The sequence below is a fragment of the Protofrankia sp. CiP1_Cm_nod4 genome, from assembly GCF_982290645.1.
In genome coordinates this window covers 101,174-121,433 of the sequence record NZ_CEVIVC010000001.1, presented here as the reverse complement: position 1 = coordinate 121,433, position 20,260 = coordinate 101,174, and the positions used below count along the sequence as shown (strand labels likewise).

14 protein-coding genes are annotated in these 20,260 nt (G+C 70.7%); 13 read left to right on the top strand and 1 reads right to left on the bottom strand.

Going from position 1 to position 20,260, the window contains the following annotated elements; translation table 11 throughout:
* Positions 1 to 222 precede the first annotated feature (222 nt).
* On the bottom strand, positions 223 to 1,434 hold the full coding sequence (locus AC5LSR_RS00470) for an acyl-CoA dehydrogenase family protein (RefSeq protein WP_250282593.1): 1,212 nt from the start codon (positions 1,432 to 1,434) through the stop codon (positions 223 to 225).
* Positions 1,435 to 2,061: 627 nt separating this feature from the next.
* On the opposite strand from AC5LSR_RS00470, the gene AC5LSR_RS00465 reads away from it, so the two are divergent.
* From AC5LSR_RS00465 to AC5LSR_RS00405, 13 genes are all read left to right on the top strand, one after another.
* Positions 2,062 to 2,610: a hypothetical protein gene (locus AC5LSR_RS00465; protein ID WP_250282591.1), complete on the top strand. Its 549-nt coding sequence runs from the start codon at positions 2,062 to 2,064 to the stop codon at positions 2,608 to 2,610.
* A gap of 35 nt (positions 2,611 to 2,645) precedes the next feature.
* On the top strand, positions 2,646 to 3,635 hold the full coding sequence (locus AC5LSR_RS00460) for an NAD(P)H-dependent flavin oxidoreductase (protein ID WP_493468053.1): 990 nt from the start codon (positions 2,646 to 2,648) through the stop codon (positions 3,633 to 3,635).
* 7 nt (positions 3,636 to 3,642) lie between these two features.
* Positions 3,643 to 5,217 carry an AMP-binding protein gene (locus tag AC5LSR_RS00455; RefSeq protein WP_250282587.1) on the top strand — a complete coding sequence of 525 codons (1,575 nt, stop codon included), beginning with the start codon at positions 3,643 to 3,645 and terminating at the stop codon, positions 5,215 to 5,217.
* Positions 5,218 to 5,321: 104 nt separating this feature from the next.
* Complete coding sequence (locus tag AC5LSR_RS00450) at positions 5,322 to 5,846, top strand: flavin reductase family protein (protein ID WP_250282584.1); 525 nt, start codon at positions 5,322 to 5,324, stop codon at positions 5,844 to 5,846.
* 47 nt (positions 5,847 to 5,893) lie between these two features.
* Positions 5,894 to 7,405 carry an aldehyde dehydrogenase family protein gene (locus AC5LSR_RS00445; protein ID WP_250282582.1) on the top strand — a complete coding sequence of 504 codons (1,512 nt, stop codon included), beginning with the start codon at positions 5,894 to 5,896 and terminating at the stop codon, positions 7,403 to 7,405.
* A gap of 143 nt (positions 7,406 to 7,548) precedes the next feature.
* Positions 7,549 to 8,760: an acetyl-CoA C-acetyltransferase gene (locus tag AC5LSR_RS00440; RefSeq protein WP_250282580.1), complete on the top strand. Its 1,212-nt coding sequence runs from the start codon at positions 7,549 to 7,551 to the stop codon at positions 8,758 to 8,760.
* Positions 8,761 to 8,789: 29 nt separating this feature from the next.
* Positions 8,790 to 10,958 carry a 3-hydroxyacyl-CoA dehydrogenase NAD-binding domain-containing protein gene (locus AC5LSR_RS00435; protein ID WP_250282578.1) on the top strand — a complete coding sequence of 723 codons (2,169 nt, stop codon included), beginning with the start codon at positions 8,790 to 8,792 and terminating at the stop codon, positions 10,956 to 10,958.
* Positions 10,959 to 11,248: 290 nt separating this feature from the next.
* Positions 11,249 to 11,659 (top strand): hypothetical protein, encoded by a 411-nt coding sequence (locus tag AC5LSR_RS00430; RefSeq protein ID WP_250282577.1) that lies wholly within the window; start codon positions 11,249 to 11,251, stop codon positions 11,657 to 11,659.
* A gap of 229 nt (positions 11,660 to 11,888) precedes the next feature.
* Positions 11,889 to 13,043 (top strand): acyl-CoA dehydrogenase family protein, encoded by a 1,155-nt coding sequence (locus AC5LSR_RS00425; protein WP_250282575.1) that lies wholly within the window; start codon positions 11,889 to 11,891, stop codon positions 13,041 to 13,043.
* A 10-nt stretch (positions 13,044 to 13,053) separates the two neighbouring features.
* Entirely contained in the window at positions 13,054 to 14,688 is a 1,635-nt protein-coding gene (locus tag AC5LSR_RS00420; protein ID WP_250282573.1) for an acyl-CoA carboxylase subunit beta, read from the top strand.
* A gap of 5 nt (positions 14,689 to 14,693) precedes the next feature.
* Positions 14,694 to 16,682 (top strand): ATP-binding protein, encoded by a 1,989-nt coding sequence (locus AC5LSR_RS00415; RefSeq protein ID WP_250282571.1) that lies wholly within the window; start codon positions 14,694 to 14,696, stop codon positions 16,680 to 16,682.
* A complete protein-coding gene (locus tag AC5LSR_RS00410) occupies positions 16,669 to 17,550 on the top strand; it encodes a TIGR03084 family metal-binding protein (protein WP_250282569.1) in 882 nt (293 codons plus the stop codon). Before AC5LSR_RS00415 ends, AC5LSR_RS00410 begins: the two co-directional genes overlap by 14 nt.
* Positions 17,551 to 17,623: 73 nt before the next feature.
* Entirely contained in the window at positions 17,624 to 19,450 is a 1,827-nt protein-coding gene (locus tag AC5LSR_RS00405; protein WP_445548351.1) for an acyclic terpene utilization AtuA family protein, read from the top strand.
* Positions 19,451 to 20,260 lie beyond the last annotated feature (810 nt).

Sequence of the window (20,260 nt, the reverse complement as noted above, 5' to 3'; positions counted from 1 at the left end):
AGCGAACTGCTACGGTGCGTACTGTTTTTCTTGTGCCGTGGACGGTCGGCCCTGTCTCCGGCCACGCTGGCAGACCTCAGGTGGCGGATCTCGGGTGGCGGGCCTCGGCGGAGATCACGGCTCCCGGCCGACAGCCCCGCCCCTCGATGGGGACCGCGGCCGGAGCAGCCGCGGTCCCCGCGGGTACGCAGTGCCGAGCAGAGCCGTGGGCCTGGCCGATGCTCAGCCGAGCAGGCCGAGCTCGGACCGGCCGAGCAGGTCGTAGGCCTGGTCGGTGGTCAGCGGGTGGAACGGTCCGCCACGGGCGTCCCGGTAGAGCCGCTCCAGGACGTGCCCGCGCCGGAAGGCCGAGCCGCCGACCAGGCGGAGCGCGGCGTCCGTCACCTTGATCGCCGTCTCGGTCGCGGTGACCTTGGTGACGTCGACGAACGCCGCCCGCGCGATCGGGTTCCACTCGGCGTCACGGCCCTCGATGAGGATCCGGGCGGTCGTCTCCAGCGCCCGGGCCGCCGTCTCCGTCTCCAGCAGAACCTTGCCAAGCCCGTACTGGACGTAGCCGATCCCCTTCAGGGCGACGTCCTTGCCCTCCTGCGTCGCGCCGAGGGACTTCTTCTTGAGGATCTCCCGGGTCTCGGCGTAGGCCTTCTCCGCGAGGCCGAGGTAGACGCCGGAGAAGCTCAGCGACGCCCACTCGAACTCGCCGAAGAGGCCGTTACGGAAGTTGCCGCCGTACGCCGAGGCCGGCACGTAGACCTTGTCGAAGACGAGGGTGTGGGTGCCGGTCGCGCGCATGCCCAGGGTGTCCCAGGTCTCGATGATGCTGATCCCGGGCGTGTCGATCGGGATGACGAAGACGGCCTCGCGGGACGCGTGCTCCTGGAAGTCCTCGGGCAGCTCCCCGGAGGGATCGGTGACGGTGGCGTTGAAGGCGACGATGTCGGCCCCCAGGCAGAGGGTGGCCCAGGTCTTCTTGCCGCTGACGTGCCAGCCGCCCTCACCGTCGGGGACCGCCACGGTGTCGGCGAGACCGGTCAGCCCGGCCCGGTCCTCGCTGAAGGGCCCGCAGACGATCTTGCGCTCGTTGACGACCTCGGCGAAGACCCGCTGCCGGGTCTCCTCGTTCAGCAGGCCACGGAAGATACCGATCATGGTCTGGTGCATGTTGAACGCCAGCGCGATGGCCGGGTCGCCCTTGGCGAGCTCCCTGGACACCAAGGTGGTGGTCCAGATGTCCGCGCCGAGGCCGCCGTACTTCTTCGGGACGGCCAGAGCGGGCAGGCCGCTCTCCTTGTAGATCGGCACGAGCTCGGTCGGAAAGCGGTTCTCGGCATCAGCCCGTGCGCCGGCCTCGGCAAAGTGCTTCGCCACCGAACGGGCTATCTGTATCACCTCGGCTTGTTCGGCCGGGGTTATTTCCACATCGTGCTTCCCCATACCGCAACTCACTCCCAACCATCGACGACCATGTGCTTGCGAAGCCGTTGTGAGCATAATCGAGCCACCGCCGGCTGGAATCTCCCTGCGGGAGAGATTCTGCCCTTCGACGGGGTGACACCCGGTGGGAACCACCTCCTCTCCGGGGGATCGGGGGCCTGGCCGGGCACGTGTCGTCCGGGCCCGGCCACGGTCCGCCACCGCGGCTTCCACGGCTTCCGTCATTATCGCCCCCGCCGTCATTACCCGCGTACGGTAAGCCGGCAGCCGCCGACCGGCGGATGATCGTCCGTGACCGGGTTATCCTGGCGCTGGGACCGCCGCCGGCCTGCTGGTTCAGGCGAAGCGGCACCGGTTCACCCGAAGGAGCACCGTCTTTACCCCCGGGGGATGAGGCGCCGGCCACGAACTGGTTCTACCGTGTGGGACACCTACCCGCCGATCGGGCCGACAGTCTCTTTCTTGAGCTTTCCCGGATTTTCCGGGACCGCGGTACGCAGGAAAAGCTTGATCGTGCCCCTCGGCCCGGCGGAGCCGGCCTGTCCCGGCTTTGCCGGCCTGGCGCTCGTGGGTGTGACCGTCGCCTGGCCCTGGTCGGGCCAACCGGGATCGGAACGGAGTGCGTCGATGAGCCGAGTCACCGAACAGGCCGAACAGTGGGCGCGGGGGATCACGAGTGACACCGACGTGGCGATCTCGCTGTACACGGACGACGTCCGGTACGACGGGGACTGGACGGCCGGTTCGGAGCACGGCCCGGCCGCCGGCGCCGCCGGCCTTCGTGAGCGGCTGGCCGCGTACCCGGAGCGGGACACCGACAGCGGTCCGGAAGGCGCTCGCTTCGAGGTTCTTGAGGCGGTCACGACCACCAGGGGGAACGAGTCACCGTCCGTGACGGTCCTGTGGCGGCAGGACGGTGGGCATCGTGCCGGATACCAGGGCAGCGGATACCAGGGCAGCGGCAGTGGATACCAGGACCCGTCAACCGGCGGCGAGAATCCCCCCGCCCGGGATCAGGCCTGCCGGGACCAAGCCTGGCGGCTGACCGGCACCGACGGCAGAATTGACGGTGAGCCGACCACCTGGAACGACGCCCCGGTATTTCAGCGGATCGGGTCGCCGGCCCCCACGACGTACTCCTGGGAGAAGGATGCCGACCCCGCTTCTTCGGCCTGAACAGGCGGGCCGGAGTTGACAGCGCTTCGCCGATCGTGGAGGTACCGGTGACATTACCGCACGAATGGCACCAACGGCTGAGGCTGCCGGCGGTGGCGGCGCCGATGACCGACGTGTCAGGCCCCGATCTTGTGATCGCCGCCGCCGTGAACGGTATCATCGGCACTTTCCCCACCCACAACGCGAAAAGCGCCGATGAGCTGGACGAATGGCTGGCGCGCATCACAGCGGCGACAAGGGCCGACGAGTCCGCGCCGGCCGCTCCGGTGGGTGCCAACCTCGTCGTGCACCGTTCCAACGCGCGGCTCGCCAGCGACCTGGACAGCCTGCTGCGGCACCGCCCGGAGATCGTCATCACCAGCGTCGGCTCGCCCTCGGCGGTGGTCGGGCCGCTGCACGACGCCGGCATCCTGGTGCTGGCGGACGTGGCGAGCATACGCCATGCCCACAAGGCGATCGAAGCCGGGGTGGACGGCCTGGTGCTGCTGTCCGCCGGCGCCGGTGGGCAGACCGGGTGGGCCAACCCGCTCTCCTTCGTACGGGCCCTGCGGAGTGACTACGACGGGATCCTGGTCCTGGCCGGCGGCATCAGCGACGGCTACAGCGTGCTGGCCGCCCGCGCCGCCGGCGCCGACCTGGCCTATCTCGGCACCCGGTTCATCGCCACCACCGAGAGCCTGGCCTCCGATGCGTACCGGCAGGCCGTCGTCGAGGCCACCCTCGATGACGTCACCACATCGGTGCAGGTCAGCGGCTTGCAGGCCAACGTACTCAGAAGCTGGCTTGAGGCTCAGGACATCACGCCGGCCCCACCCGCCGGGGCGGCCGGCGAGGCTTCTCCCGGTTTCGCCCAGGACCGGCTGCTCGCCCAGCGCAACGTCTGGGCGGCTGGCCACTCGGTGTCCGGCATCGACGAGGTTCTCGACATCCCGAAGCTGGCGGAGCGGCTTGCCCGCGAATACCAGCAGGCCCAGGACCTGCTGCTACCGGCGGCAGCGGACGGCATTTCCAGAAAGTGGAGGTAGAGCACGCATGTGGGGCACGCTGCCAACGGTTTTCGACCGGGTCACCCTGTATTACGCCGACTCAACGGCGATCATCGATGGTGATCGCCGGCTGACATACCGGCAGACACAGCAGTGGGCCAACCGGGTCGCGAACGGGCTCATCGCGTTAGGGGTAGGCAAGGGGGAGCGGGTCGGCCTGCTCCTGCCCAACGTCCTGGAGTTCATCCCGAGCCAGCACGGCATCTGGAAGGCCGGAGCGGTGCTGGTGCAGCTGCCCACCCGGGCCGCCGCCGCCGGCCACCGCAGCAACCTGAAGCAGGCCGACGCGACCACGCTCATCTACCACGCGCAGTTCGACTCGACCGTCGCCGAGGTGGTGGCCGGGCTGCCCGAGCTGCGCCACGTCATCCGGCTCGACGACGGCCGCGGGCCCGCGGAGACGACCGTCGCCGGTGTCCTCGACTACGCGAAGCACTTCGAGGCGCAGCCGGACACGCTCCCCTCGGTGGAGATCGACGAGCACGACGAGGCATACGTGCTGTTCACCTCCGGCAGCACCGGTGAGCCGAAGGGTGTGATCAACTCCCACTTCACCTGGGCGCACTACAGCATCACCGCCGGCCTGGAGATCGGTGACATCCGGCCCGGTGAGATCTTCGCCCACGGCGCTCCGCTGACCCACTTCACCCAGATCTTCGTGCTGCCGACCTTCCTGCGCGGCGGCACGAACGTGATGCTGCCGGGGCTGGACGTCAACACCCTGCTCGAGAGGATCGAGAAGGAGAAGGTGACGGCCACGGCCCTGGTCCCGACCATCATCTACCTGCTGCTCGACCACCCGGACCGGAAGAAGTTCGACCTCTCGTCGCTCAACACCATCGTCTACGCGGGTGCCCCGATCGCTCCGGAGCGGCTGCGTGAGGCGCTCGACGTGTTCGGCCCGATCTTCATCCAGGCCTACGCCGGCACCGAGCCGGGGTACGTCTCCAGCCTGCGCAAGCAGGACCACCGGGTGGACACCGAGCAGGACATCAAGCGGCTGGCGTCGGCCGGGCGGCCCCTGCCGTACGTGGCGGTGACCATCCAGGACGACGACGACCGCCCGCTGCCCGTCGGCGAGGTCGGCGAGGTCACCTCCAAGCAGCTCGGCCAGATGCTCACCTACGTCGACGCCTCGCGTAACTCGGAGGCGCTGCGCGACGGCTGGGTGCACACCGGGGACATCGGCTACTTCGACGAGGACGGCTTCCTCTACATCGTCGACCGCAAGAAGGACCTGGTGGTCAGCGGTGGCTTCAACGTCTTCCCGCGGCAGGTGGAGGACGTGCTGCTGACCCATCCGGCGGTCGCCCAGGCGGCTGTTTTCGGTATCCCGCACCCGAAGTGGGGCGAGGCCGTGCACGCCGTCGTGGTCACCCGGTCCGGGCAGCAGGCCGACGAGAGCGAGCTGATAAACCACGTCAAGCGCGAGCTGGGCAGTGTGCCCGCGCCCAAATCGATAGAGTTCACCGACCAACTGCCGGTCAACCCGGCCGGGAAGGTCGACAAGAAAACGATTCGCGCGCCCTACTGGGCCGGTCGGGCCCGTCAGATCGGGTAATTCCACCGCCCGCCGGCCGGCGTTCGCCCTGGCCCCGTGACCAGGACGAACGCCGGACCGATCGGCGCGAGACGAGGAAGAGCCCCTAAGCCATGGGAATGACGATGAGTTCTCAAAGCCGTACCGGCCATCCCGCCCCGGAGGCTCCCCTGGTGGACCCCGCCCATTTTCGCGAGGTCCTTTCACGCTTCGCGAGCGGGGTCGTCGTTGTGACGGCGGTCGCCGGGGACCAGCCGGCCGGCCTGACCTGCCAGTCGTTCACGTCGCTGTCCCTGCAGCCACCGCTGGTGCTGTTCTGCCCGGCCAAGTCGTCCACGTCCTGGCCCGCGGTGGCGGCGGCGGGAAACCTGTGCATCAACATTCTGAGCGAGGGGCAGGACGAGCTCAGCAACGGGTTCGCGCGCAGCGGCACGGACAAGTTCGCCGGCGTCGGCTGGACGCTGCTGCCCAACGGCGCGCCGGCGCTGGACAGCGCCGTCGCCCACATCGGTGCCCGGATCGCCACCGTCTACGACGGCGGTGACCACCACATCGTCACCTGCCACGTGGAGTCCCTCCAGACCCCCGGGGAGCGCGATCCGCTCCTCTACTACCGGAGCAGGTATCGGCGCATCCGGTCGCTGGACTAGCCTGGCCGGTCGTCATCGCAAGCCATCCGCGTCCAAAGGAGGACAAGGTGTCCGTACCGCATTACGGGTTGTTCATCGACGGAGAGTGGGTCGACTCCGCCGAGAAGTACGAGATTCGCAGTCCCGCGACGGACGAGCTGGTGGCGACGGTCGCCAAGGGCGGGACCGGCGACGTCGACCGGGCGGTCGCCGCCGCCAGGGCCGCGCACGAGGCGGGGCAGTGGCGGCGCACCCCGCCGCAGGAGCGCGCCGCGCTGCTGCACGCGGTCGCGGACAACCTGGAGAAGCGTCTCCAGGAGCTGGCGGCCCTGCAGACCCGGGAGAACGGCGCGACGATCCGCGTCACCGGGGCCCTGCACCTCGGCCTGTCCATCGCCCAGCTGCGCTATATCGCCGACCTCGCGACGACCTACGAGTTCGAGAAGAGCGGGCCGGAGATCGGGCCGCTCCCGGCCGTGGGCGTGCTGCGCCGCGAGCCGCTGGGCGTGGTGGCCGCGATCGTGCCGTGGAACATCCCGCTGCTGGTCATCGTCTGGAAGGTCGGCCCGGCGCTGGCCGCGGGCAACACCGTCGTGCTCAAGCCCGACGAGCACTCGCCGCTGGTGGCGCTCGAGCTGGTCAAGGAGTTCGAGGCCGCCGGCCTGCCCAAGGGCGTGCTGAACATCGTCACCGGCGACGGCGACCCGGTGGGCGCCCACCTCAGCGGCCACCCGGACGTCCGCAAGGTGGCCTTCACCGGCTCCACCGAGGTGGGCAAGAGCATCCTGGGCAAGTCCGCCGACACGGTCAAGCGGGTCACCCTCGAGCTCGGCGGCAAGGGGCCGAACATCGTCCTCGACGACGCGGACGTGCCGCTGGCCGTCGACGGGGCGCTGTTCGCGGCCCTGGCCAACAACGGGCAGGCCTGCGAGGCGGGAACCAGGCTGCTGGTGCCGAACAGCCTGAAGGAGCAGTTCCTCACCAGGCTGGTGGAGCGGGCGAAGACCCTCAAGCTCGGCAACCCGCTGGACCTCGCCACCGACGTCGGCCCGCTGATCAGCAAGCGGCAGCGGGACCGCGTCCTGGGCTACATCGAGTCCGCCCGGGCCGAGGGAGCCACCATCGCGCTCGGCGGCGGGGTGCCGCAGGGGCCGGAGTTCGCCGTCGGGAACTGGGTGGAGCCGACCATCGTCACGGACGTCACCAACGACCAGCGCATCGCCCGCGAAGAGGTCTTCGGCCCGGTGCTGACGGTGCTGACCTACGACTCCGTGGACGAGGCCGTCAAGATCGCCAACGACACGAACTACGGCCTGTCGGCCGGCGTGTGGGGGCGTGACGAGTCCCGGGCGCTGGAGGTGGCCCGGCAGCTGGAAGCCGGCATGGTCTACGTCAACGACTGGCACGTGATCAACCCGGCCTACCCGTTCGGTGGCTACAAGCAGAGCGGTCTGGGACGCGAGGGCGGCCCGAACGCGCTCGACGCCTACACCGAGCAGAAGTACATCACGGTCGACCGCAGCGGCGGGCTGGAGAACCGGGCGGCGTTCGCCCTGGTACTCGGGACGCCGCCCGCATAAGTGACGGGCCTGAAGGAACCAGCGCGGTGCCGGCGCCCCGTCGGCACCGCGCGCCGGTGCCGACGGCGGGCCCGGCCGGCGCAGGCCGGCACGCGTGACTGCCGTCGGCGGTGCCGGCGACATCCCAGGAAGGGAACCTGATCGTGTCAGCCGAGGCGTACATCTACGAGGCGGTTCGGACCCCTCGAGGAAAGGGAAAGAAAGGGGCGCTGCATGGCACGAAGCCGCTGGACCTCGTAGTAGGCCTCATCGACGAGGTCAAGCAGCGGCTTCCGCAGCTGGACCCGGCCTACGTCGACGACGTGGTCCTGGGGGTTGTCTCCCCGATCGGGGACCAGGGCGGTGACATCGCGAAGGCGGCGGCGATCGCCGCCGGCCTGCCGGACACGGTGGGCGGGATACAGGTCAACCGTTTCTGCGCCTCGGGCCTGGAAGCGACCAACATCGCGGCCCAGAAGGTACGCTCGGGCTGGGACCGGCTGGTCCTCGCCGGTGGCGTCGAGTCGATGTCGCGGGTGGGGATCCTCTCCGACGGCGGCCCGCTGTTCAACGACCCGGTCACGACCTACGACCACTACTTCGTCCCGCAGGGCATCGGCGCCGACCTGATCGCCACCATCGAGGGCTTCAGCCGCGAGGACGTGGACGCGTACGCCGTGCGCTCGCAGGAGCTCGCGGACACGGCCTGGCGCAACGGCTACTTCGCGCGCTCGGTGGTACCGGTCAGGGATGTCAACGGCGTCGTGATCCTCGACCACGACGAGCACCGCCGGCCCAGCTCGACGGTGGAGTCCCTCGGCGCGCTGAAGCCGTCCTTCGAGGGGCTCGGCCGCTCGGGCGGGTTCGACGCCGTCGCGCTGCAGAAGTACCACGAGGTCGAGAAGATCAACCACGTCCACACCGGGGGGAACTCCTCGGGCATCGTCGACGGCGCGTCGCTGTTGCTCATCGGCAGCGAGCAGGCGGGCCGGGACCTCGGCCTGACACCGCGCGGCAGGGTCGTCGCCACCGCGATCAGCGGCTCCGACCCGACCATCATGCTGACCGGGCCGAAGCCGGCGACGGAGAAGGTGCTTGCCACCGCCGGGCTGACCCTGGACGACATCGACATCTTCGAGCTCAACGAGGCCTTCGCGTCGGTGGTGCTCAAGTGGGTCAGGGATCTGAAGATCCCCGAGGAGAACGTGAACGTCAACGGCGGGGCGATCGCGATGGGGCACCCGCTCGGTGCCACCGGCGGGATGCTGGTCTCCACCGTGCTCGACGAGCTCGAGCGCAGGGAGCAGCGCCGAGGGCTCATCACGCTGTGCATCGGCGGCGGTATGGGCGTGGCCACGATCATCGAGCGCGTGTGATCATGTCGACGGATACGGGTGGACCGACTATGGCGTACACAGAAACCATCCAGTGGGCGCAGGACCCCGACGGCGTCGTCGTGCTGACCCTGGATGACCCGCAGGCTTCGGCGAACACCCTCAACCGGGACTTCGTCGAGTCGTTGCAGGCGGCCGTCGACAGGCTCGGGCGGGAGAAGGAGACGATCACCGGCGTCGTTCTCACGTCCGCGAAGAAGACCTTCTTCGCCGGCGGCAACCTCAACGAGCTCAAGGCGCTGCGCAAGGAGGACGCCGCGGAGTTCACGGCGCACCTCAACCGGATCAAGGGGCTGCTGCGCGCCCTGGAGACCTTCGACCGGCCGGTCGTGGCCGCCTTCAACGGCGCCGCCCTCGGCGGCGGCCTCGAGCTCGGGCTGGCCACCCACCACCGGATCGCCGCCGACGTCCCGGGCAACCAGATCGGCCTGCCCGAGGTCGGGCTCGGGCTGCTGCCCGGCTGCGGCGGGGTGGTACGGACCGTGCGCACCCTCGGCGTCGTCGACGCCCTGAACAAGGTGCTGCTGCCCGGCACCCGGTTCAGCCCGGCCGACGCCCTCGAGGCCGGCCTGGTCGACGAGGTCGTGGCGAGCATCCCCGAGCTGCTCCCCCGGGCCAAGGAATGGATCCAGAAGAACCCCGAGGCGCGTCAGCCGTGGGACGTCAAGGGCTTCCAGATCCCCGGTGGGGCGCCGGACTCCCCGTCGCTGGCGCCAGTCCTGCCCAGCCTGACGGCCAAGCTGCGCGCCCAGCTCGGCGGCTCGCCGCTGCAGGCGCCGCGGGCCATCGTCGCCGCCGCCGTGGAGGGCGCGCAGGTCGACGTCGACACGGCGTCGCTGATCGAGACCCGGTACCTGATCCACCTGGCCACCGGCCAGGTGGCCAAGAACCTGATCCAGGCGTTCTTCTTCGACACCCAGCACATCAAGGCCGGTGGCAGCCGGCCGGCCGGGTTCGACCGCTTCCAGGCGCGCAAGGTCGGTGTCCTCGGGGCCGGGATGATGGGCGCGGGCATCGCCTACGCGGCGGCGAAGGCCGGGATCGAGGTGGTCCTCAAGGACGTCAGCCTCGCCGCCGCCGAGCGTGGCAAGGCCGGTGTGGAGAAGACCCTCTCCAGGGCGGTGGCCAAGGGGAAGACCTCGCAGGAGCAGGCGGACGCGGTACTCGGCCGCATCCTGCCGACGGAGGACCCGGCCGACTTCGCCGGGGTCGACTTCGTCGTCGAGGCGGTCTTCGAGAGCGCCGAGCTCAAGCACAAGGTCTTCGGCGAGATCGAGGAGATCGTCGACCCGGACGCGGTCCTCGGGTCGAACACCTCGACCCTGCCGATCACCCTGCTGGCGCAGGGGGTCCAGCGGCCGGAGGACTTCATCGGCATCCACTTCTTCTCGCCGGTCGACCGGATGGCCCTGGTCGAGATCATCAAGGGTGAGCGCACCTCGGAGCGCACCCTGGCCAGGGTCTTCGACTTCGTGCAGCAGATCCGCAAGACGCCCATCGTCGTCAACGACAGCCGTGGGTTCTTCACCAGCCGGGTCATCATCGCCTTCCTCAACGAGGCGGTCGCGGCCGTCGGTGACGGCATCGCGCCCGCCAGCATCGAGCAGGCCGCGTTGCAGGCCGGCTATCCCGCCGGCGCGCTGCAGCTCATCGACGAGCTCACGCTGACCCTGCCGAGGAAGATCCGCCAGGAGGCCAGGGCCGCGGTCGAGGCCGCCGGCGGGGTCTGGAAGGAGCACGCGGCGGAGGCGGTCATCGACCGGCTGATCGACGAGTTCGGGCGGCCGGGCCGTTCCGGCGGCGCCGGTTTCTACGAATACGACGGCTCCGGCCGCCGGCAGGGACTGTGGCCGGGCCTTCATGAGGCGTTCCGGGTGCCGGGCCGCGCGATCCCGTTCGAGGATCTCAAGGAGCGGCTGCTGTTCGCCGAGACGCTGGAGGCCGTCCGCGCGCGGGACGAGGGTGTCATCACCTCGATACCCGATGCCAACATCGGCTCGTTGTTCGGCATCGGTTTCCCCTCGTGGACCGGTGGGGTGTTCCAGTACATCAACCAGTACAAGGGCGGGACAGCCGGGTTCGTGGCGCGGGCGAACGAGCTGGCCGAGCGTTACGGCGAGCGGTTCACCCCGCCGGAGTCCCTGGTACGGGCGGCGGCCGCGGGCGCGTCGTACGAATAGGGGAGACCGGCAGCGTAGAAGAAGACCGCTGTACGTGTGACAGCGCCGTCATGCGTACAGCAGGACGCCGTGCCGCCGGGCAGTACGGCGGCACATGTCCGTGATGTTTTTCGTGCCGCAGCCTGTGTCGCGCGGCTGGAAGCCTTTGAGGGAAGCCTTCGAGGGAAGCCTCTGCGGGAAGCCTTTGAGGGGAAACGAAGCCAGGATGGAAGGAGTGGATGTCGGTGTCCGTGGGGCTGAGCATCAGGCCGGATGCAGTCGATGACGGCCGGCTGCCTGATGGTGACCAGGTGGGGCAGCCTGGTCCGCGGGAGCAGGGGAGGGCGCGTAAGCGCTCGTTCAGCGCCGATTACAAACTGGCGATCCTGGCGGAGTACGAGGCGGCGACATCACCGGGTGCGAAGGGCGCCATTCTGCGCCGGGAGCAGCTCTACGCCGCGCACATCGCGGTGTGGCGCCGGGCCCGGGACGCCGGTGCGCTGGCGGAGCTGTCCCGGCCGATCGGCCGGCCGCCGGCGGATGTCCGGGACACCGAGCTGGCCGAACTGCGGGCGAAGAACGGGCGACTGGAGAAGGAGCTGGCGAAGGCCCGGCTCGTGATCGACGTCCAGGGAAAACTGCACGCGCTCTTGGCGACGTTGTCCAGGAGCGCGCCCAGCGACGTCGGTACACCGGCCTTCTCACAGAAGCAGAACGGCTGATAGCGGACGCAATGGCCGTGCTGGTGCCGCAGATCGGTGTGACAGCGGCCTGTGTCGCGGTCGGCCGCTCCCGGTCCACGTACTATCGGCGTTACCGGGAAAGCTCGTGCCCGTCACAACATCTGCCCGGGGAAGGCTGGCGAGTGGCGGCGGCCGACGAGTCCGTGACCCAGGGGATATGACCACGCTGCTCCTGGCCACGAGCTGACGAACAATCCTTGGAGACGGTGTGGACTTCGGTGAGGACGCGGAGCTGCGGGCTCTGCGGGAGACGGTCGCGGCGATCTCCAAACCGTTCGGTGGCACCTACTACACCGAGCGTTCGCAGGCCAGAAAGCCGACCAGTGAGATATGGGCGGCGCTTGCCGAAGCGGGCTTCATAGGCGTGAACCTCCCCGAGGAGTACGGCGGCGGGGGCGGCGGCATCGTGGAGCTCGCCGCCGTCTGCGAGGAGAGCGCGGCGGCGGGCTGCCCGCTGCTGCTCCTGCTCGTCTCGTCGGCGATCTCCGGCGAGGTGATCGCCCGTTTCGGCAGCGCCGGCCAGAAGGAGCGCTGGCTGCCGGGCCTGTCCTCGGGCGCACACAAGATCGTCTTTGCCATCACCGAGCCCGACGCGGGCTCGAACACCCACCGGATCTCGACCCGGGCCGTCCGGGATGGCGACGACTGGCTCCTCACCGGCCAGAAGTACTACATTTCCGGTTTTGACGACGCCGCCGCCGTACTGGTGGTGGCCCGTACCGGCACCGACGAGGCCAGCGGCCGGGCCCGCCTGTCGCTGTTCGTCGTGCCGACCGGTACTCCCGGTCTGACCGCCCACCCGCTGCCGGTTGCCGCGCAGGTTCCCGAGCGGCAGTTCACCCTCTTCTTCGACAACGCCCGGGTTGCCTCCGAGGCGCTTGTCGGCGACGAGGGGGACGGGTTCCGGCAGGTCTTCCACGGCCTGAACCCGGAGCGGATCACCGGCGCCGCGCTGTGCGTGGGAATCGCCCGGTACGCGCTGGGCAGGGCCGTCGACTACGCGCGCAACCGGCAGGTGTGGGACCAGCCGATCGGTACCTACCAGGGGATCTCGCATCCGCTGGCGAAAGCGAAGATCGAAACCGATCTCGCCGCACTGATGACCCGCAAGGCCGCCTGGGCGCACGACCAGGGCCTGCCTGCGGGAGAACCGTCGAACATAGCGAAGTACGCCGCCGCGGAGGCCGCGCTCGCCGCGGTGGACCAGGCTATTCAGACCCATGGTGGTAACGGCATGTCCGTCGAGTACGGTCTGGTGCCGCTGTGGGGGCTGGCCCGAATTCTGCGCATCGCGCCGGTCAACCGGGAAATGATTCTCAATTACGTCGCGCAGCACAGCCTCGGCCTTCCTCGGTCGTACTGAGGGGATGTACATGACGATCGTCGCCACCCACCCCAGGGCAGTCGAAGGCACCCCATTGCGGTCCCGCCTCGACACCGCCTCGGAGCTGTACCGCACCAACCGTGCGGCCCAGCTGAAGTTTCTGGCCGAGCTCGACGACCAGTTGGATCTCGCGCGGGCAGGCGGTGGAGAACGTTACCGGCAGCGGCACCACGACAGGGGCCGGCTGCTGGTACGTGAGCGGATCGAGCTGTTGCTCGACCGCGACGCCCCGTTCCTGGAACTGTCCACACTCGCCGCCTGGGGCAGTGAGTTCGCTGTCGGGGCAAGCGTCGTCACCGGCATCGGAGTGGTCTCCGGTGTCGAGGTCGTGATCCTCGGACATGATCCGACCGTGCGCGGCGGCGCGATGAACCCCTACTCGTTGAAGAAGACGCTGCGCGCGCTCGAGATCGCCCGGCGCAACCGGCTGCCGGTGGTGAACCTCGTCGAGTCCGGCGGCGCCGACCTGCCGAACCAGGCCGACCTGTTCGTCCAGGCCGGGAAGATCTTCCACGACCTGTCCGAGCTCTCGGCGCTGGGCATTCCGACCATCGCGCTCGTCTTCGGCAACTCCACCGCGGGCGGTGCGTACGTACCGGGCATGTGTGACTACACCGTGCTCGTGGACCAGCAGGCCAAGGTGTTCCTCGGCGGCCCCCCGCTGGTGAAGATGGCCACCGGCGAGGAGTCGAACGACGAGGACCTCGGCGGTGCCGCGATGCACGCCCGGGTCTCCGGGCTCGCCGACCACTTCGCCGTCGACGAGCAGGACGCGATCCGCATCGGCCGGCGCATCCTCTCCGAGATCAACTGGCGGAAGCTCGGCCCCGGCCCGAGCCTGCCGGCCGACCCGCCCCTCTACGACCCCGAGGAACTGCTCGGGATCGCGCCGTCGGACTTCCGTGTCCCCTTCGACCCACGCGAGGTGCTCGCCCGGGTCGTCGACGGCTCCCGTTTCGGTGAGTACAAGCCGGACTACGGCACGAGCATCGTGACCGGCTGGGCCTCCATCCACGGCTTCCCGGTCGGGGTGCTGGCCAATGCCAACGGCGTGCTGTTCAGCGAGGAGGCCAAGAAGGCCTCGGAGTTCATCCTGCTGGCCAACCAGGCCGACACGCCGCTGGTGTTCCTGCAGAACACCACCGGCTACATGGTCGGCGCGGCCTACGAGCAGGGCGGCATCATCAAGGACGGCGCCAAGATGATCAACGCCGTCACCAACAGCCGCGTACCGCACCTGACCGTCAACATGGCCGCCTCGTTCGGCGCCGGCAACTACGGCATGTCCGGCCGGGCGTACGACCCGCGGCTGATGTTCGCCTGGGTGGGCGCCAAGTGCGCCGTCATGGGCGCCGCCCAGCTCGCCGGCGTGCTGTCGATCGTCGGCAAGGCCGCGGCCGCCGCGGCCGGCCGGCCGTTCGACCAGGAGGCCGACGACCGGCGCCGCGAGGAGATCGAAGGCCAGATCAGCGCCGAGTCACACTCGTTCTTCATGAGTGGCAAGCTCTACGACGACGGTGTCCTCGACCCCCGTGACACCCGCACCGTGCTCGGTATCGCCCTGTCCGCCGCTCATTCGGGCCCGATCGAGGGGCGCCGCGGCTACGGCGTCTTCAGGATGTGAGTGTTGTGGTCACCAAACTGCTGATTGCCAACCGCGGTGAGATCGCCTCGAGGATCATCCGCACCGCCCACGAGCTGGACATCGCCACGGTCGCGGTCTTCTCCGACCCGGACGCCGACGCCCCGTTCGCCCGCGAGGCCGACGAGGCGGTCCGGCTGCCCGGCGCGACCCCGACCGAGACGTACCTGCGCGGCGACCTGGTGATCGCCGCCGCCCAGCGCACCGGGGCCGACGCGATCCACCCCGGCTACGGCTTCCTGTCGGAGAACGCCGACTTCGCCCGGGCCTGCGCCGCCGCCGGCATCACCTTCATCGGGCCGCCCCCGGACGCCATCGACGCGATGGGGTCGAAGACCAGGGCGAAGGAGCTGATGGACAAGGCCGGCGTGCCCGTCCTGCCCGGCCTGGTCATCGACTCCGACCTGCTCGCCGACGGCGGCCAGCTCGCCCAGGCCGCCGCGGACCTGGCGTTCCCGCTGCTGGTCAAGGCCGCCTACGGCGGTGGCGGGCGCGGCATGCGCATCGTCCGCCAGGTCGACGAGCTCGCGGAGGCGGTCGCCGGCGCGCAGCGCGAGGCGGCCTCGGCGTTCGGCAACGCGACGGTGTTCCTGGAGCACTACGTCGAGCGCCCCCGGCACATCGAGGTGCAGATCTTCGCCGACCAGCACGGCAACGCGGTGCACCTGTTCGAGCGGGAGTGCTCCATCCAGCGCCGCTACCAGAAGATCATCGAGGAGGCGCCCTCGGTCGCCGTCGACGACGAGCTGCGCGAGCGCCTCGGCTCGGCCGCGGTCGCCGCCGCGAACGCGATCGGCTACGTCGGCGCCGGGACGGTGGAGTTCGTCCTCGACCAGCAGGGGCAGTTCTTCTTCCTCGAGGTGAACACCCGGCTGCAGGTCGAGCACCCGGTCACCGAGGAGATCACCGGCCTCGACCTGGTCCGCGCCCAGCTGCTGGTCGCCGAGGGCGCGCCCCTGCCCGACGAGCTGCGCCAGGCGCGCATCAACGGGCACGCCATCGAGGTCCGGCTGTACGCCGAGGACGTCCCGGCCGGCTTCCTGCCGGCGACCGGGACGGTGCACCGCTTCGAGGTGCCGGCGCTCACGGGCATCCGCGTCGACAGCGGGATCACCGACGGGTCGGTGATCGGCGTGCACTACGACCCGATGCTCGCCAAGATCATCGCCTATGGCCCGACCCGGGCGGACGCCATCCGCCGCCTCGGCCGGGCCCTCGCCCGCACCCGGGTGGACGGCGTGACCACCAACCGTGAGCTGCTGGTGGGCATCCTGCGGGAGGAGGAGTTCCGCGCCGGCGCCATCGACACCGGGTACCTCAACCGCCACGACCCGGTGGCGCTGAGCACCCCGCCCCTGCCCGACGACGTCCTCGCGACCCATCTGCTGGCGGCCGCCCTCACCGCCGCCACCCGGCGCCGGGCGAACGCGGTGCTGCCGACCCTGCCGCCGGGGTGGCGCAACGTCCCGACCGAGCCCCAGCGCACCGTGCTGGAGGTGGCCGGCAAGGCGATCGAGGTCCGCTACCGCCAGTACGGCGACCGGGTCAAGGCCAGCGTGGACGGCCGCCCGCTGGAGGCGCTGGTCCACCGCGTCGACACCGGCCTGGTCGACATCACCGTCGACGATGTCCGCGCGACCGTGTACGTGACCCGTGACGGGGCGGTCTTCCACCTCGACGGCCGCGGCGCCTCGACCGTGGCGCGGGAGGTTCCGCGGTTCGTCGAGCCGGGCGCGAACGTCGCCCCGGGCTCGCTGGTCGCGCCCATGCCGGGCACGGTCGTCCGCGTCGTCGTGGAGGAGGGCGCGACCGTCACCACCGGTGACGTGGTGCTGGTCCTGGAAGCGATGAAGATGGAGCACACGGTGACCGCGCCCCAGGACGGCGTCGTGGTGGAGATCAACGCGCGCCAGGGCCAGACCGTCGACGGCGGCCATGTCCTGGCCGTGCTCGCCGCCGACGGTGAGCAGCCATGACGGCACCCGTCACCCACGCCCCGGACGGGCCGGTGGCCTGGCGGCGCCCGCCGGCCCGGAGCGGGCGCTGATGGCCGCCGACATCGGCCCGCTGCTGGCCGACCTGGCAGCCGAGACCGAGGAACTGACGGCTCTGCTGCGCGGCCTTGACGAGCCCGGCTGGCGCACGCCGACACCGGCCGCCGGCTGGGACATCAAGGACCAGGTCAGCCACCTGGCGTACTTCGACGACGTGACAGTGCTCGCCGCGACCGACCCGGACCGCTTCGACGCCGAGGCGAAGAAGCTGACCGATCTCGGTGACGACTTCGCCGCGCACGTCGCCCGGTGGTACCGGGACCGTTCCGGCGGTGAGCTGCTCACCTGGTTCGAGCAGGCGCGCGGCGCCCTGCTGGACACGCTGGGGGCGGTCGAGCCCGGGACGAAGCTGCGCTGGTTCGGCCCGCCGATGAGCGCCCCGAGCTCCGCCACCGCCCGGCTGATGGAGACCTGGGCGCACGGGCAGGACGTCGCCGACGCCCTGGGGGCGCGGCGCGAGCCGACCGCCCGGCTGCGCCACATCGCGCACCTCGGCGTCGCCACGATCCGCTGGAGCTTCGCCGTGCGGCAGCTGCCCCCGCCCGACAGCCCGGTCCGGGTCAGCCTCACCGCCCCCGACGGCTCGCTCTGGCAGTGGGGGCCGCCGGAGGCGGCCGATGTCATCACCGGCCCGGCGCTCGACTTCTGCCTGCTGGTCACCCAGCGCCGCCACCACGCGGACCTCGGCCTGCGGGCCACCGGGGCCACCGCGGCCCGCTTCCTCGAGATCGCCCAGGTCTTCGCCGGGCCGCCGGGCCCCGGGCGTCCCCGCGGCGGGGAGAAGCCGTGACCGCGGCCCCCCTCATCGGTCCGGCTCTCTCGCCGGCCCTCTCGTCGGCCCCCGCGTCGACCTTGCAGGAAGGATGGTGCCGCACGTGACCACACCGGCTGTACCGGCCACGCCGGCCACGCCGGGCGCACCGCGGCGTCCGGTGCGCATCGCCAACTGCTCGGGTTTCTACGGGGACCGTATCGACGCCGCGAAGCAGATGGTCGACGGCGGCCCGATCGACGTGCTGACCGGCGACTACCTCGCCGAGCTGACGATGCTGATCCTGTGGAAGGCCCGGCGCCGTGACCCCGGGGCCGGGTACGCCCGCACCTTCCTCACCCAGCTCGAGCAGGTGCTCGCCACCAGCCTGGAGCGCGGCATCAGGATCGTCGCCAACGCCGGCGGCCTCAACCCCCAGGGGCTGGCCGAGAAGGTGGCCGAGCTCGCCGCGCGCCTCGGCCTGTCCCCCCGCGTCGCCTACGTCACCGGTGACGATCTCGTGGGCCGCATCGACGAGCTGCAGGCGGCCGGCGAGCCGTTCGTCAACATAGACACCGGGCGCAAGCTCGCCGAGCTGGGTGTGCAGCCGGTGACCGCCAACGCCTACCTCGGCGGCTGGGGCATCGCCGCCGCGCTGGAGGCGGGCGCCGACATCGTCGTGACACCCCGGGTGACCGACGCGTCCCTCGTGGTCGGCCCCGCGGCCTGGTGGCACGGCTGGGAACGCACCGACTGGGACCAGCTCGCCGGAGCGGTCGCGGCCGGCCATGTGATCGAGTGCGGCCCGCAGGCCTGCGGCGGCAACTACGCGTTCCTGTCGGAGGTCACCGACCGGCGCTACCCGGGGTTCCCCATCGCGGAGGTGGCCGCCGACGGCAGCAGCGTCATCACCAAGCACGCCGACACCGGCGGCCTGGTCTCGGTCGGCACGGTCACGGCCCAGCTGCTCTACGAGATCGCCGGCCCCGCGTACGCCAACCCCGACGTCGTCGCCCACTTCGACACCGCCGAGCTGACGCAGCAGGGCCCGGACCGGGTGCTGCTGAGCGGCACCCGCGGCAGCGCCCCGTCGGACAAGCTGAAGGTCGCCGTGAACTACCTCGGCGGCTACCGCAACACGATGACCCTGGTCATCACCGGTCTCGACATCGAGGAGAAGGCCGCCTGGGCCCGCCAGGAGCTGTTCGACATCCTCGGCGGCGAGGACTCCTTCGACGCCGTCGACGTGCGGCTGCTGCGTTTCGACCACGACAACGCCGAGACCAACGCGCTGGCGGCCGCGCACCTGCAGGTCACGGTCAAGGACCGGGACCCGGCACGCGTCGGGCGCTCCTTCTCGAACGCGACCATGGCCCTCCCGCTGGGGGGCTACGCCGGCTTCCACACCACGACACCGCCCACCGGCGAGAGCGCGTACGGCGTCTACTGGCCCGCGCTCGTCTCCCGGGATGTCGTCACCCAGCGTGTCGTGCTCGATGACGGCTCCGAGCTCGTCATCGAGCACAGCCCGTCGGCGCCGCAGCCCCCGGCCGCGCAGGAGGAGCCGGTGGGCGCGACAGCCACCCCCGCGGCGGGCACGGGCGGACGGGTGCGGGTCCCGCTCGGGCGGCTGGCCGGCGCCCGCTCCGGGGACAAGGGCGGCAACGCGAACGTGGGCATCTGGGCCCGGGACGACGCCACCTACGCCTGGCTCGCCGCCGAGCTGACCACACGGAAGTTCGTCGAGCTGGTCCCGGAGGCCGCCGGCCTTCAGGTGCACAGGTACGAGCTGGCGAACCTGCGCGCGCTCAACTTCGTCGTCGTCGGGCTGCTGGGGGAGGGGGTCGCCTCGGCGACCCGCCCCGACCCGCAGGCGAAGGGCTTCGGCGAGTACGTACGTTCTCGCCACATCGACGTACCCGCCGAGCTCGTCCGGTAGGAACGATCCCCGCCGGCGGAAGCCCGGCGGGAACGCGGCGGGGACACGCGACGCCTGGTTCGTCGCGGTGGTCCCCGCCGTACCGGTTGGGCCGGGGCCGGCCCGCCTCGCACCGCGGAGGCGGGCCGGTGGCGCGCCGGGTCGCGCGTGCGGCACCTGCGGCGCGCCGGCGCGGGAACCGGTACAGGGTGTCGCGGACGGCCCCGGCATGCTCTTCCGGCGTGCCGGGGCCGCCCCTTCGTGATCATCGAGTGGCCGCCGCTCCTTCGGCCGCCACTCCCTGGACGTCCGCTCCCTGAGCGCCCGCTTCTTTGACGCTGGTCCTTCGGTGTCGCCGGGCGCGCCCGCGAGGATCTCGACCGTGCCGGTGGCATGTCGCCAGGCGGGCGGCGATGTCTCCCGGCGCCGGCCTGTTTCCGGCGCCTGTTCCGGCCTGCCCTTCCGACGGCCGGCCTGTTCCCGCCCGCTGCTCGTTCCGGCAGGACGATGAGCGGTGACGGCTACGGACCGTCCCGAAGACAGGTGCGGTAGGTGGCAGCCGGGGGCGGCTGGCAGCGCCTGCCGTGGGCCGGTTGGGTACGGGATTCGCCGTGGTGCTGAAATAGCGTCGCAGGTGGGGTTTCGCCTGTATCCGGAACGTGGCCGAGGCCTGACCGGGACTGATGACCGGGACCGATGACCGGGGCTGATCGCACGGCTGGGCCGCAAACGATCGTCAGCGGTCTCCGTCGCTCTCCCGGCGGCCGGGCGCCCGTCCAGGCACCAGCAGAGAAGAACAGGCACCAGCAGAGAAGAACAGGCACCAGCAGA

Coding starts and splice junctions, on each gene's coding strand:
- AC5LSR_RS00405 (WP_445548351.1), top strand. CDS start 17,624: ATGGTGCCGCACGTGACCACACCGGCTGTACCGGCCACGCCGGCCACG.
- AC5LSR_RS00420 (WP_250282573.1), top strand. CDS start 13,054: ATGACGATCGTCGCCACCCACCCCAGGGCAGTCGAAGGCACCCCATTG.
- AC5LSR_RS00435 (WP_250282578.1), top strand. CDS start 8,790: ATGGCGTACACAGAAACCATCCAGTGGGCGCAGGACCCCGACGGCGTC.
- AC5LSR_RS00470 (WP_250282593.1), bottom strand. CDS start 1,434: ATGGGGAAGCACGATGTGGAAATAACCCCGGCCGAACAAGCCGAGGTG.
- AC5LSR_RS00455 (WP_250282587.1), top strand. CDS start 3,643: ATGTGGGGCACGCTGCCAACGGTTTTCGACCGGGTCACCCTGTATTAC.
- AC5LSR_RS00450 (WP_250282584.1), top strand. CDS start 5,322: ATGAGTTCTCAAAGCCGTACCGGCCATCCCGCCCCGGAGGCTCCCCTG.
- AC5LSR_RS00465 (WP_250282591.1), top strand. CDS start 2,062: ATGAGCCGAGTCACCGAACAGGCCGAACAGTGGGCGCGGGGGATCACG.